The 12,893-nt window shown below is 58.0% G+C and carries 11 protein-coding genes and 1 riboswitch; of the genes, 5 read left to right on the forward strand and 6 right to left on the reverse strand.

Annotated elements, in window-relative coordinates; translation table 11 throughout:
* Positions 1-30 precede the first annotated feature (30 nt).
* Positions 31-684 carry a 3,4-dihydroxy-2-butanone-4-phosphate synthase gene (gene ribB, locus O1724_RS19765; RefSeq protein WP_045335738.1) on the reverse strand — a complete coding sequence of 218 codons (654 nt, stop codon included), beginning with the start codon at positions 682-684 and terminating at the stop codon, positions 31-33.
* A 105-nt stretch (positions 685-789) separates the two neighbouring features.
* Positions 790-940: riboswitch (FMN riboswitch) on the reverse strand.
* Between the two features lie 120 nt (positions 941-1,060).
* Here ribB and ubiK point away from each other — a divergent pair.
* Positions 1,061-1,357, forward strand: coding sequence for a ubiquinone biosynthesis accessory factor UbiK (ubiK, locus tag O1724_RS19770; protein ID WP_003862539.1), 297 nt, complete (start codon positions 1,061-1,063; stop codon positions 1,355-1,357).
* Positions 1,358-1,434: 77 nt separating this feature from the next.
* On the opposite strand, the gene hldE is transcribed toward ubiK, so the two are convergent.
* From hldE to O1724_RS19785, 3 genes are read right to left on the reverse strand one after another with little or no spacing between them, the layout of a single operon-like run.
* Positions 1,435-2,865 (reverse strand): bifunctional D-glycero-beta-D-manno-heptose-7-phosphate kinase/D-glycero-beta-D-manno-heptose 1-phosphate adenylyltransferase HldE, encoded by a 1,431-nt coding sequence (gene hldE / locus O1724_RS19775; protein ID WP_045335739.1) that lies wholly within the window; start codon positions 2,863-2,865, stop codon positions 1,435-1,437.
* A gap of 40 nt (positions 2,866-2,905) precedes the next feature.
* A complete protein-coding gene (glnE, locus tag O1724_RS19780; protein ID WP_126297269.1) occupies positions 2,906-5,761 on the reverse strand; it encodes a bifunctional [glutamate--ammonia ligase]-adenylyl-L-tyrosine phosphorylase/[glutamate--ammonia-ligase] adenylyltransferase in 2,856 nt (951 codons plus the stop codon).
* Between the two features lie 21 nt (positions 5,762-5,782).
* Complete coding sequence (locus O1724_RS19785) at positions 5,783-7,084, reverse strand: CYTH domain-containing protein (RefSeq protein WP_126297270.1); 1,302 nt, start codon at positions 7,082-7,084, stop codon at positions 5,783-5,785.
* Positions 7,085-7,321: 237 nt separating this feature from the next.
* Here O1724_RS19785 and O1724_RS19790 point away from each other — a divergent pair, with 237 nt between their 5' ends.
* Entirely contained in the window at positions 7,322-7,942 is a 621-nt protein-coding gene (locus O1724_RS19790; protein WP_001303390.1) for a TIGR04211 family SH3 domain-containing protein, read from the forward strand.
* A 60-nt stretch (positions 7,943-8,002) separates the two neighbouring features.
* A complete protein-coding gene (locus O1724_RS19795) occupies positions 8,003-9,244 on the forward strand; it encodes a multifunctional CCA addition/repair protein (protein WP_003862543.1) in 1,242 nt (413 codons plus the stop codon).
* Positions 9,245-9,257: 13 nt separating this feature from the next.
* Here O1724_RS19795 and bacA read toward each other — a convergent pair whose 3' ends face one another.
* Together bacA and folB are read right to left on the reverse strand one after the other, a co-directional pair.
* Positions 9,258-10,079 carry an undecaprenyl-diphosphate phosphatase gene (gene bacA / locus O1724_RS19800; RefSeq protein WP_003862545.1) on the reverse strand — a complete coding sequence of 274 codons (822 nt, stop codon included), beginning with the start codon at positions 10,077-10,079 and terminating at the stop codon, positions 9,258-9,260.
* A gap of 105 nt (positions 10,080-10,184) precedes the next feature.
* Entirely contained in the window at positions 10,185-10,553 is a 369-nt protein-coding gene (gene folB / locus O1724_RS19805; protein ID WP_003862547.1) for a bifunctional dihydroneopterin aldolase/7,8-dihydroneopterin epimerase, read from the reverse strand.
* A 107-nt stretch (positions 10,554-10,660) separates the two neighbouring features.
* Here folB and plsY point away from each other — a divergent pair, with 107 nt between their 5' ends.
* Together plsY and O1724_RS19815 are read left to right on the forward strand one after the other, a co-directional pair.
* Complete coding sequence (gene plsY / locus O1724_RS19810; protein ID WP_003862548.1) at positions 10,661-11,275, forward strand: glycerol-3-phosphate 1-O-acyltransferase PlsY; 615 nt, start codon at positions 10,661-10,663, stop codon at positions 11,273-11,275.
* 92 nt (positions 11,276-11,367) lie between these two features.
* Positions 11,368-12,834: an MFS transporter gene (locus O1724_RS19815; RefSeq protein ID WP_032607929.1), complete on the forward strand. Its 1,467-nt coding sequence runs from the start codon at positions 11,368-11,370 to the stop codon at positions 12,832-12,834.
* Positions 12,835-12,893 lie beyond the last annotated feature (59 nt).

Raw genomic sequence — 12,893 nt, forward strand, 5'->3', positions numbered from 1 at the left:
GGTTTCCCCGGCTTTTTTACATCAGCATGTTCAGCTGGCTTTGCGCTCGTGCGCGCGGCGGTACTCAACCAGATCTTCAATCGTCACCACTGGCATATTGTGCAGACGCGCAAAGGTGATGCACTCCGGCGCACGCGCCATGGTGCCATCATCGTTGGTCAGTTCGCACAGCACGCCTGCGGGTTTGAAGCCAGCCAGCGTCACCAGATCGATGGTCGCTTCGGTATGACCACCACGGGTCAGCACGCCGCCCGGCTGCGCGCGCAGCGGGAAGACGTGACCAGGGCGGTGCAGATCGGAAGGTTTCGCACCATCAGCAATCGCTGCACGCACGGTGGTCAGACGGTCAGCCGCCGACACTCCGGTGGTTACGCCATGCGCCGCTTCAATGGTCACAGTGAAGCCGGTACCAAAGGCGCTGGTGTTGTTTTCAACCATCATCGGCAGATCAAGCTGCTGGCGACGGTCTTCGGTGATGCACAGGCATACGATGCCGCTACCGTGACGGATGGTCAGCGCCATCTGCTCAACGGTCATGTTCTCGGCGGCAAAAATCATGTCGCCTTCGTTTTCACGGTTTTCATCGTCAAGCACCATCACACCGCGGCCTTCGCGCAGGGCATCCAGTGCATGTTCAACACGTTGAATTGAAGTGCCAAAAGAGGAAAGTAGCGTCTGATTCATGGTAAAAAAACCTCATTAACTTTATGGTTACCAGAATCAGGGCAGTCTTAGGAGCGCCGTACAAGCGGCAAAAAAATAACGTGAGCGGGCTTTGCCCGACTGGATCGTTACTCTCTCCCATCCGGACTCTAACCGTCGGCCCCGGAATTACACCGGATCTGCTGACCTTTGAGAATTCACCCAAAGCGCTCGCGGGCTTTCAGCGTTAAGCTGATTTACCGCCGGTGGGGAATTTCGCCCCGCCCTGAGAATAAGCGAGATAACTATAACGCTATTGATTACCCTGGGCAATGCATAAGCTTCAAACAATTTTGTTTAACCCGCGGCATGACACGCTACAATAGGCACTAACACCTTTTCATCAAGGGAAACGACAATGATTGACCCAAAGAAAATTGAGCAGATCGCGCGTCAGGTTCATGAGTCCATGCCGAAAGGTATTCGTGAGTTTGGTGATGACGTTGAGAAGAAAATCCGCCAGACGTTGCAGGCACAGTTGGTTCGCCTTGATTTAGTCAGCCGCGAAGAGTTTGACGTGCAGACGCAGGTGCTGCTGCGCACCCGCGAGAAGCTGGCGCTGCTGGAACAACGTTTGACCGAGCTGGAAAACCGCAATGCGCCGGAAGAAGTGAAGCCAGCGCCAGCTATTCCACCGGTGGATGACCAGGCATAAGTGCGGCCTGATGCCCTCACCCCAGCCCTCTCCCACAGGGAGAGGGTGAAAAACGAACGGGCCAACAGGCCCGTTTTTTACTGACTGCCTTTCTGGATCTTCTTAATGATGTTGGTGGTTGAACACCCGTCCTCAAAGTTGAGCACCATTACTTCACCACCATTCGCCCAGACCTCTTCGCTACCTGCGATTTGCTCTGGTTTGTAATCACCGCCCTTCACCAGCAGGTCAGGCAAAATTCCGGCAATCAGGCGCTGCGGGGTGTCTTCTTCAAATGAGACCACCCAGTCCACCGCTTCCAGCGCGCCGAGCACTATCATGCGCTGCTCCAGCGGGTTAACCGGACGCGTTTCACCCTTCAGACGTTTGGTTGAGGCATCGCTGTTGACCGCCACAATCAGGCGGTCGCCCAGCTTGCGCGCATTCGCCAGATACGACACGTGGCCCGCATGCAGGATGTCGAACACGCCGTTCGTCATCACCACTTTTTCACCGCGTTTGCGCGCGGCGGCAACGGCCACTTTCAGCTCGTCTTCGGTCATGACGCCAAAGCCGGTATCCGCACGCCCACGCACCGCGTTTTCCAGCTCAATTGGCGAAACGGTGGAGGTCCCGAGTTTACCGACGACCACGCCCGCCGCGGCGTTCGCGAAGTAGCATGCTTCTTCCAGGGAGTTACCCGCCGCCAGCGTCGCCGCCAGCACGCCAATCACCGTATCACCGGCACCGGTCACGTCGTACACTTCCTGCGCCTGGGTTGGCATATGCAGCGGCGCCTTGCCCGGTTGCAGCAGCGTCATGCCCTGCTCGGAACGGGTCACCAGCAGCGCAGACAGCTCGAAATCAGCGATGATTTTCATGCCGCGCTCAACCAGCTCTTCTTCAGTTTTGCACTTGCCCGCCACCGCTTCGAACTCAGAGAGGTTGGGCGTCAGCAGGGTTGCGCCGCGATAGCGCTCGAAATCGGTGCCTTTCGGGTCGATCAGCACCGGAACGCTGGCTTTGCGCGCCAGCTGGATCATGGTCTGCACGCTCGCCAGCGCGCCTTTGGCATAATCAGACAGCACCAGCGCGCCAATATTGCCCAACGCCTGGTTAATGCGCTCGTGCAGCGGCTCGGGATCAACGCCTTCGAACCCTTCTTCAAAGTCGAGGCGGATTAGCTGCTGGTTACGCGACAGCACGCGAAGCTTGGTGATGGTTGGGTGGGTCGGAACAGAAACGAAGTCACACTTCACATTCACGTCCGCCAGCGACTTGCTCAGCGCACGCGCCGCATCGTCAATGCCGGTCAGGCCAACCAGACGCGAATGTGCGCCCAGAGAGGCTATGTTCATCGCCACGTTTGCCGCGCCACCGGGACGCTCTTCAATGGTGTCGACCTTTACCACCGGTACCGGTGCTTCCGGAGAGATGCGGCTGGTCGGCCCATACCAGTAGCGATCCAGCATCACATCACCGACAACCATAACTCCAGCACGTTCAAACTCTGGCAGTGTTACTTTCATTCCTGACTCCAGAAAGATTCACAATTTGCGCGCGATAATATCACACTTGTTTTGTTACGCACGGTTCCACTAGCCACTTCTGCCAGCTTGTAGTCACCTGCGCGCGTTCGTCGGCGAAACAGTCCAGCGCCACATGGCCCGGCTGTTCCTGTAATGCCAGATGGTGCAACTCATCACGCAGTGTGGTGTAGGCGCGGGTTAAGGCCTGCGCCTCCTGCTCATCCATAATGTCGTTCTGCGCCAGCAGTTCCAGTATGCGCACGTTATCCGACCAGCGGGTCAGCTTCGGCTTATCGTGCGCGTGCAGCAGCACCAGGTACTGAGTGATAAACTCAATATCGGTAATCCCGCCTTCATCGGCTTTGATATCAAAGCGATCGCGATGTTTGTTGCCAAGGTGCGCGCGCATCTTCTCCCGCATTTCCCGCACTTCGGTTTGCAGCGTACTGCCCTCGCGCGGGGTCGTCATGACCGCCTTGCGGATCGCATCGAACTGCGTTTTGAGCTGCGGATCGCCATACACCACGCGGGCGCGCACCAGCGCCTGATGCTCCCACGTCCAGGCTTCGTTCTTCTGATAGTCGGCGAAAGCCACCGTCGAGGTGACCAGCATGCCTGCCGCGCCGGACGGGCGCAGACGCGCATCCACTTCATACAGAATGCCGGATGAGGTGCGAGTGCTGAACAGGTGCATGATGCGCTGGGCCAGGCGCAGGTAGAACTGCCGTCCGTCAATCTCACGTTCGCCGTCGGTCATGACGTCTGCCGGACAGTCGTGGAGGAAAATCAGATCCAGATCGGAGCTGTAGCCCAGTTCCCAGCCGCCCAGCTTGCCGTACCCCACCACCGCAAAACCGCGGCCTTCACGGTCAGCAAGGTGCTTCGGCTGGCCGTAGCGGGCTACCATTTGCACCCACGCCTGGTGGACAACCGCGTCGATGATCGCTTCCGCCAGCCAGGTTAAGTGATCGCTCACTTTCATTACCGGCAGGGTACCGGCGATATCTGCCGCCGCCACGCGCAGCATCTGTGCCTGCTTAAACTGACGCAGCGCCTCAAGCTGTTGCTCTTCGTCCTCTTCCGGCACGCGCAGCAGATACTGACGCAGCTCGTCGCGGTAGGCATCCGTCGCCGTCGGCTGATAGAGGGTATTCGGGTCGAGCAGTTCGTCCAGCAGCAGCGGATAACGCGCCAGCTTGTTCGCCACCATCGGCGAGGCGGCGCAGAGGGAAATCAGGTGCTTCAGCGCACCGGGAAACTCGCTTAACAGCTCAAGGTAAGTGGTACGCGTGACGATCCCACTCAGCAGCGGCATCATGCGCGACAGCGGCACCGGCGCATCGTCGCGGGAGCAGACATCGCTCAGCAGATGCGGCATCAGATGATCCAGCACCTGACGACCGCGTGGGCCGATAGCGCGTTTGTTCAGTTCGAGGCGGAAATCGGCAATCAACGCCACCACGCGATGGCGGGCATCGTCGCTTAAGTGCGCCAGCACCGGCGTGGTGTCATCTTCCTGAAGCGCGTCCTGCCACAGTTCGCGCCAGTGCTCGGAGAGCGCATCGTCCTGCGATTCAGTTTCGTCGTCGCCGATCAGATCGTTAAAGATGCGGCGCACGCCCGCCATATGCGCTTCCAGCCGTTGCGTCAGCGCCGCCCAGTCATCCACCCGCATCCCCCAGGCCAGACGCGCCCGGTTCAGCTCATCGCCCGGCAACGTCTGGGTCTGTTCGTCGTTGATACTTTGCAGCAAATTTTCCAGACGACGCAGGAAGAGATAAGAGTCACGCAGCGTTTGCGCGTCGCCTTCCGGCAGCAGATGCAGCTGATCGATAGCGCTTAGCGTCGGCAGCAGCGAGCGGGATTGCAGAGAAGGTTCACGCCCGCCGCGTATCAGCTGGAAGACCTGGACGATAAATTCGATCTCACGAATACCGCCAGCACCGAGCTTGATGTTGTCTTTCAGGCCACGGCGACGCACCTCGCGGGCAATCATCCCTTTCATATTTCGCAGGGACTGGATAACGCTGAAGTCGATGTAGCGGCGGAACACGAACGGGCGCAGCATGGCGCGCAGCTCGTTGGCGTAGGCATCGTCGCTGTCGCCCATGATCCGCGCTTTGACCATCGCGTAACGCTCCCAGTCGCGACCCTGCTCCTGGTAGTAATCTTCCAGCGCGGCAAAGCTCAGCACCAGTGGCCCGCTGTCGCCAAACGGACGCAGGCGCATGTCCACGCGGTAAACAAAACCATCCTGCGTGGGCTGATCCAGCGCCTTAATCAGCCGCTGCCCCAGACGAGTAAAGAACTGGGCATTGTCCAGCTCGCGACGGCCGCCGCGCGTGGAGCCGTTCTCGGGCCAGGCAAAAATCAGATCGATGTCTGAGGAGAAGTTCAGCTCGCAGCCGCCCAGCTTGCCCATCCCCAGGATCAACAGTGGCTGAGGAACCCCTTCCTCGCTGCACGGCGTGCCCCACTCTTTACAGCAGGCGGCGTAGAGCCAGTCCCGCGCGGCGACAATCAGCGTCTGCGCCAGCTCGCTCAACTGCTGCAAGGTGCTCTCTTCACTCACCAGCTCCAGCGCCTGCGCCCAGGCAATGCGTACCATCACCCGGCGGCGGAACTGACGCAGAACGCGCATCAGCGTGGCTTCGTCTGCCACCTCTGCCAGCGCGGTTTGCAGCCAGCCAGCATAATGCCGCCACTCGTCAGCCTGCGGCGGCGCGCTTTCCAGCTCTGCCAGCCAGTCCGGGTTAGCGCTGACGCTCTCCTGTACAAAATCACTGAACGTGAGCACGCTTTTCGCCTGCTCGCTTAACGACGACGCGGGTAACGACTCAGGCAGGCGTTCACAAACGGTCTGCCAGTGCTGCTGTAACTGCGAAGAAAGCGGCATATCAGGGGTTCCTTGCCAGAATTAACGTTTTCCGCTGTGCAGCCAGTACGGATCCTGCGAAATGGCCTCGTTGCGGAAATGCTCGATCTCAATCTGCTGACGGGTCTCGATGGCATGCTTAAGCCCCTGCCAGTTCTCCAGCCAGGCCTGCGCCTTCACGCCCTCATACGCACCCGACAGCAGCAACATGCTGTCGATGTTACGCGCCAGGCGGGGAAGCTGATCGCCATACTGGTCACCCAGCGGATGCGCAAAGGTGGTTCTCAGTTCGGCCGCGTGACGGGAGAGGTGGATATCCGCAAAACGTTTGAAGTTTTCCGCAATTTTGGCCTGCCCTTTCGCATCGAGGAAGGTGCGCCAGCCGCGCGTCACCAGAAATTCGGTCAGCGCCAGTTTCGCGCTGGCGTTTTGCGGGCTGTAGATCGCCGTTTGTGCCGACACGTCGGAAAGCATCAGCGTTTCGGTTTGAGTGAGCAAATCACGTAAGTGAGTGCTGGCTTTACGCGGTACAATGCCGCCAAAGAGCGTCAGGGTATGACGTACCAGCCCCATAGCGGCCAGCACCTGTTTTTTGGCATTTTTCACGTTACGCGCCCACAGCTCCTCGTGGTACTGCCACTGAGAGAGCGCCAGCTCCAGCGCCGCTTCCATGCCCTGCTCAACGGAGGCTTTCGGCACAACGCGCAGAATCGGGGTTTCTCGCAGCACGCGCGGCGCATTCCCGGCGGCCAGGTGATAGCCGCGCGCCGCTTTACTCAGGCTGCCCTGACGCAGCCCAGGCTGGTTCACCAGCTTGCGCGCCAGCTTCAGCACATCGCTCGCGTCGCCATCAAGCAGTTCGAGTTCCAATTCGCAGATCGGCTCCTGCTCTTCACCAGCCTTAATTTCACCCCGATCAAACGCGATCTCAATGCGGCTCTTGCCTTCCGTCACCAGCCATTTCTCGCGCCAGAAATCGGTGCTGAACAGCGGTTGCGCCTCTGCCGACAGCGTTGCGGGCAGCGTTCCTTCCGGCCACACTTCCGCCGGAAAGCGATCCAGCTCAAGTTCTGGCTTACTGATGTCGATATTGTATTCCGGACGCTGGTGTAAACCGCCCACCACGCGACCGGCGATTTTCATCGTCATCTCGTAGCGCCCGTTCGCACCCCGGATGCGCAGGCCCATATCATGGTTGCGCAGCCAGTTGTCCGGCGTTTCGTAATAGATGTTGAGCAGCTGTACGGGTTCATGGTGCTCGCCGGACAGCGTATTCAGATGCTGGCGGAGCGCGTCAGCGCTGTCTTTTTCGACGATAAACTTTAATTCGAACTCTTGTGCCATAGCCTTGTACTTTTGCGTGCGTCACAGACGCGTCGATGAAGGCGAACTTCCTCGCCATTTGTTTGTCAGTACATAGTATTTTGCGCCAAATTGCCACGCAATGAGCAATTTGACGGGCGTAAAAGTTTAAAGCGGTGGAAATCATGACACAGATGATTCCGATTGATGATGAATCCTTTGCGTAGCGACACTGATACCACTACTATCGTTCCACTTTTTATGAAAATAACGACTGATATGCTTAAATTACGCCTGATTGGACTTACTTTACTCGCTTTTAGCGCCGCAACCGCGGTCCACGCTGAAGAGAAACGTTACGTTTCTGATGAACTGAATACCTGGGTACGCAGCGGCCCTGGAGACAATTATCGCCTCGTGGGTACGGTAAATGCCGGCGAGGAAGTGACTCTGCTGCAAACCAATGCAGACACCAATTACGGTCAGGTTCGTGACAGCTCTGGCCGCACCTCATGGATCCCGCTGAAAGAGCTGAGCACGGTGCCAAGCCTGCGCACCCGCGTGCCGGATCTGGAAAATCAGGTGAAAACCCTGACTGACAAGCTGAACAACATCGACGGCACCTGGAACCAGCGCACCGCAGAGATGCAGCAGAAAGTGGCGCAAAGCGACAGCGTGATCGCCGGTCTGAAAGATGAAAATCAGAAGCTGAAAAATGAGCTGATCGTCGCGCAGAAGAAAGTGAACGCCGCGAATCTACAGCTGGATGACAAACAACGCACCATCATCATGCAGTGGTTTATGTATGGCGGCGGAGTGCTGGGCGTCGGTCTGGTGCTGGGTCTGGTGCTTCCTCACCTTATCCCAAGCCGTAAACGTAAAGACCGCTGGATGAACTAACTCGTCTTCTCTGCCACACTTACGTATCATCTTGCGAAAAGAGAAAACGGGAGTGTTGGCGTGAAGAGTTATCTGGTCGGTGGTGCGGTACGTGATGCGTTATTAGGTCTGCCGGTCAAAGATAAAGACTGGGTCGTGGTCGGTGCCACGCCCGAAGCGATGATTGACGCGGGCTACCAGCAGGTAGGCCGCGATTTTCCTGTGTTCCTCCATCCGAAAAGCCGGGAAGAGTACGCCCTGGCGCGAACCGAACGGAAATCCGGTTCCGGTTATACCGGCTTCACCTGCTATGCCGCGCCGGATGTGACGCTGGAGCAGGACTTACTGCGCCGCGATCTCACCATTAATGCCCTGGCGCAGGACGAAAACGGCCATATTATCGACGTCTACGGCGGCCAGAACGATCTGCGCGACCGTCTTTTACGCCATATTTCCCCCGCCTTTTCTGAAGATCCGTTACGCGTACTGCGCGTGGCGCGTTTTGCCGCCCGTTATGCCCATCTCAGCTTCCGCATCGCCGACGAGACGATGGCGCTGATGACGGCCATGACCGACGCGGGCGAGCTGGAACACCTGACGCCAGAACGCGTCTGGAAAGAGACCGAAAACGCCCTGACTACCCGTAATCCGCAGATCTTTTTCCAGGTTCTGCGCGACTGCGGGGCGCTGAAAGTGCTGTTCCCGGAAATAGATGCGCTGTTTGGCGTGCCCGCCCCGGCGAAATGGCACCCTGAAATTGATACCGGCATTCACACCCTGATGACGCTGAGCATGGCCGCTATGCTCAGTCCTGAAGTGGACGTGCGCTTTTCCACTCTCTGCCATGACCTCGGCAAAGGGTTAACGCCAAAGGAATTGTGGCCACGCCATCACGGGCACGGTCCGGCTGGCGTAAAGCTGGTTGAAGGGCTTTGCCAGCGCCTGCGCGTGCCGAATGACATTCGCGATCTGGCAAAGCTGGTCGCCGAGTTCCACGACCTGATCCACACCTTCCCGATCCTGAAACCCGCCACCATCGTCAGGCTGTTTGATAACATCGACGCCTGGCGCAAGCCGCAGCGCGTGGAGCAGATCGCGCTCACCAGCGAGGCTGACGTGCGCGGGCGTACCGGGTTTGAAGCGTCCGATTATCCGCAGGGTCGTTTGCTGCGTGAGGCGTGGGACGTAGCGAAAGCGGTGCCAACGAAAGAGGTGGTGGAGGCAGGGTTTAAAGGCCCGGAGATCCGCGAAGAGCTGACGAAGCGGCGGATTGATGCGGTTGCGGCGTGGAAGGAAAAACGTTGCCCTCAGCCGAAAGACTGAGGGCGGTCGGTCATCAGAAGAAGACCACGTACACGGCAGCCGCGACGATAAAGCGGTAGATCGCGAACGGAATAAACGAAATACGCTTAATCAGTTGCAGGAAGGTTTTGATGGCGATCAGCGCCACAATGAAGGCGGTGATAAAGCCCACGGCGAACATCGGAATGTCACCCACGGTCAGGAAGCCGATGCTTTTGTAGAGATCCAGCGCGGTGGCGCCCATCATCATCGGCACCGCCAGCAGGAACGAGAACTCAGACGCCGCGTAACGGCTCACGCCCATCAGCATCCCGCCGGAAATGGTTGCCCCTGAACGGGAGAAGCCCGGCCACAGCGCCAGACACTGGAAGCAGCCAATCATAAACGCCTGACGATACGTCATATCGTCCAGACCTTCCGCACGCGGGGTTTTTGGCTTCAGCACTTCGGCGGCAATCAGCAGGAAGCCGCCGACAACCAGCGCGTACATCACGTTAATCGGGTTGAAGAGCGATTTAATGGTGTCGTGGAACACCAGCCCCAGCACCACTGCCGGGATCATCCCGAGCAGAATATGAATCAGCGTCAGACGCCCCTTGCCCTCTCCTTCACGCTGCGGCAAACGCCCGAAGTGGATGCCGATCAGACCAAACAGACGACGCCAGAACATCACAACCACCGCCAGGATAGAGCCCAGCTGAATCACCACCTCAAACGTCTTTGCGGTATCGCCTTCAAAGCCCAACAGATGGCCAACGATAATCATATGGCCCGTACTGGACACCGGCAAAAACTCCGTCAATCCTTCGACCACACCCAGTATTGCCGCCACCAGCAGCGAGTGCATATCGCTCATCTATAAACCCCTAAAAAGATATAAAAAAACGGTTGCCGCAACGGCTACCGTGAAACATACAGCTCTAAGACCGATATAACCTAAAATGGTTTAGCTATTATGACGTTAAATCTTTCCTTTCAGATTTGTGCCACGCTCGATAATCACGCCCACGTTGGCGGCGCGCGCCACCGCGCCCGGCTTGCTTAGCTTAATGCGCACCCACGGGGAGTTAAATTTGCTCAGCAGCAGGTCTGCCACCTCTTCCGCCACGCGTTCTACCAGCGCAAATCGTTGCCCTTCCACATGGCCGATGACCGTTTCACTGATGTCGGCGTAGCTCAGACAATCATTCACATCATCGCTTTTCGCTGACTTGCGGTTATCCCAGCCCATTTCGATATCGAACACCAGTTTCTGCTCGATGGTCTGTTCCCAGTCGTAAACACCAATTGTGGTGATTACCGAAAGTTGCTCTATAAATACAATATCCATCACGACCTGCCTGCTTTTTGGCTAAACCGGATACCACTTCCGGCGAATTATGCGTATTATCCACAGATGCTGAGAATACAGATACATTTTCAAAACGGAACAGCGTTATGAGTGCAATCGCGCCTGGAATGATTATCCTCGCCTACCTTTGCGGCTCAATCTCCAGCGCCATTCTGGTCTGCCGCATCGCCGGGTTGCCTGACCCGCGTGAAAGTGGTTCCGGGAATCCGGGGGCGACCAATGTACTACGAATTGGCGGCAAGGGAGCAGCCGTAGCGGTTTTGATTTTTGACGTTCTGAAAGGAATGCTTCCCGTCTGGGGCGCGTATGCGCTCGGCGTCACACCCTTCTGGCTGGGGCTGATAGCCATCGCCGCCTGCGTCGGCCACATCTGGCCTGTTTTCTTTGGTTTTAAAGGCGGTAAAGGCGTGGCCACTGCGTTTGGCGCGATTGCGCCGATCGGCTGGGATCTCACCGGCGTGATGGCGGGCACCTGGCTGCTGACCATCCTGCTGAGCGGTTATTCGTCGCTGGGCGCCATCGTCAGCGCACTGATCGCCCCGTTCTATGTCTGGTGGTTTAAACCGCAGTTTACCTTCCCGGTGTCGATGCTCTCGTGTCTGATCCTGTTGCGCCATCACGACAACATTCAACGCCTGTGGCGTCGTCAGGAAACGAAGATCTGGACGAAGCTCAGACGTAAAAAGAAAGACGCTCAGTAAACCGTTCGTTATGCCTTATAACCAAATGTGATTTTTGTCACCTTCTGCCTGTGGTAACTGTTAGAGACACAACACAACCACACAAAAAGAAAATGGCAGAAATCACAGATTCAACTCCCCTTCCAGCGGCAGCAAACACCCCGGATGGCGATATCAAGTGGGTACGCAGCGCATCGGACGTTTCACGTCTCGTTAATGACGGCTCTCAGGGCCGGGCCAATGCCCGCATCGTGGTCGGTATCGCGCTCGGGGGAATTTTTCTCGATGCCTACGATCTCGGCGCGCTGGCATTCGGCATCAAAGACATCACCCGCGAATTTAACCTGACGCCCGCCGGTACCGGCATGGTGGCTTCAGCCATTACGTTTGGCGCGATTGTCGGGGCGCTGCTCGGCGGCTATCTTACGGATAAAATCGGGCGCTACCGCGTCTTTATGGCCGACATGGTATTCTTTGTCGTTGCCGCTATCGCCTGTGCGCTGGCCCCGAACGAATATGTGCTGGCGGGCGCGCGCTTTGTGATGGGTCTTGGCGTTGGGATCGACCTTCCCGTCGCGATGGCGTTTCTCAGCGAGTTCGCCAGACTGAAAGGCCCGGGGAATAAAGCCTCCAGCGTCGCGATGTGGTGTCCCACCTGGTATGCGGCCATCAGCATCTCTTATCTTCTGGTGCTCTTCTTTTACGCCGTGCTGCCGGAAAGCCACAGCGACTGGCTCTGGCGTCTGATCCTTGGCTTTGGCGCGGTGCCCGCGCTGGTGATTATCGCCATCCGTAGCCGCTATATGAGCGAATCCCCGGTCTGGGCGGCGAATCAGGGCAATCTGAAGGAGGCGGCGTCTATCCTGCGGCAGTCTTACAACATTAATGCCCACGTACCGCAGGATGCGCTCGACCAGCCCGCGCCTGTTGTGAACAAGGCAAAATGGTCGAACTACCTGAACCTGTTCCGCGGTATCTATCTGCGGCGTACCACGCTCGCCACGCTGCTGTCAGTCGTCTCCTCGTTCGCCTATAACGCCGTAGCCTTTGGCCTGCCGGTGATCATCTCCAGCTTCTTTGTGCAGTCGATGCTGACCACCATTCTGATCTCGCTGGCGCTTAATCTGCTGTTCGCGTTTGTCGGCGGGCTGCTGGCGGTGCGCTATGTTCCGCGCTTCGGCGCATGGCGGATGTCACTGGCGGGTTATGCGTGCCAGCTGGCGGCGCTGCTCGGCCTGGCGCTGATTGGCCGCCCTGACGGGGCCACGGAAGGCGTGGTCGCCGTCGCGATGCTGGCGCTGTTCCTGTTTGGCCAGGGTTTTGGTCCGGGTGCGCACACCATGACGTTTGCCTCTCTGAGCTACCCGACCTCGCTGCGCGGCGTGGGTGTGGGGCTTAACCAGACGCTGATGCGCAGCAGTTCAACGCTATCACTGTTTCTGTTCCCGCTGCTGGTCGCCTCGCTGGATACCGCCGTGTTCTGGGTGATTGCGCTGGCGCCGTTTATCGGCCTGGCCTCGCTGCTGGCGATCCGCTGGGAGCCGTCGGGGTATGATGTGGATGCAGAGGATTATCGCTAGCCTTTCTTGCCGGGTGGCGCTGCGCTTACCCGGCCTACATTACTGAAACCGGCTCACAT

The sequence above is a fragment of the Enterobacter cloacae complex sp. HYC074_NIDB genome (genome assembly GCF_056673345.1).

Excerpts from the sequence above, each read along its gene's own strand:
- O1724_RS19785 (WP_126297270.1), bottom strand. The coding sequence starts at position 7,084 with ATGGCACAAGAGTTCGAATTAAAGTTTATCGTCGAAAAAGACAGCGCT.
- ribB (WP_045335738.1), bottom strand. The coding sequence starts at position 684 with ATGAATCAGACGCTACTTTCCTCTTTTGGCACTTCAATTCAACGTGTT.
- O1724_RS19790 (WP_001303390.1), top strand. The coding sequence starts at position 7,322 with ATGCTTAAATTACGCCTGATTGGACTTACTTTACTCGCTTTTAGCGCC.
- O1724_RS19815 (WP_032607929.1), top strand. The coding sequence starts at position 11,368 with ATGGCAGAAATCACAGATTCAACTCCCCTTCCAGCGGCAGCAAACACC.
- bacA (WP_003862545.1), bottom strand. The coding sequence starts at position 10,079 with ATGAGCGATATGCACTCGCTGCTGGTGGCGGCAATACTGGGTGTGGTC.
- plsY (WP_003862548.1), top strand. The coding sequence starts at position 10,661 with ATGAGTGCAATCGCGCCTGGAATGATTATCCTCGCCTACCTTTGCGGC.
- folB (WP_003862547.1), bottom strand. The coding sequence starts at position 10,553 with ATGGATATTGTATTTATAGAGCAACTTTCGGTAATCACCACAATTGGT.
- glnE (WP_126297269.1), bottom strand. The coding sequence starts at position 5,761 with ATGCCGCTTTCTTCGCAGTTACAGCAGCACTGGCAGACCGTTTGTGAA.
- ubiK (WP_003862539.1), top strand. The coding sequence starts at position 1,061 with ATGATTGACCCAAAGAAAATTGAGCAGATCGCGCGTCAGGTTCATGAG.
- hldE (WP_045335739.1), bottom strand. The coding sequence starts at position 2,865 with ATGAAAGTAACACTGCCAGAGTTTGAACGTGCTGGAGTTATGGTTGTC.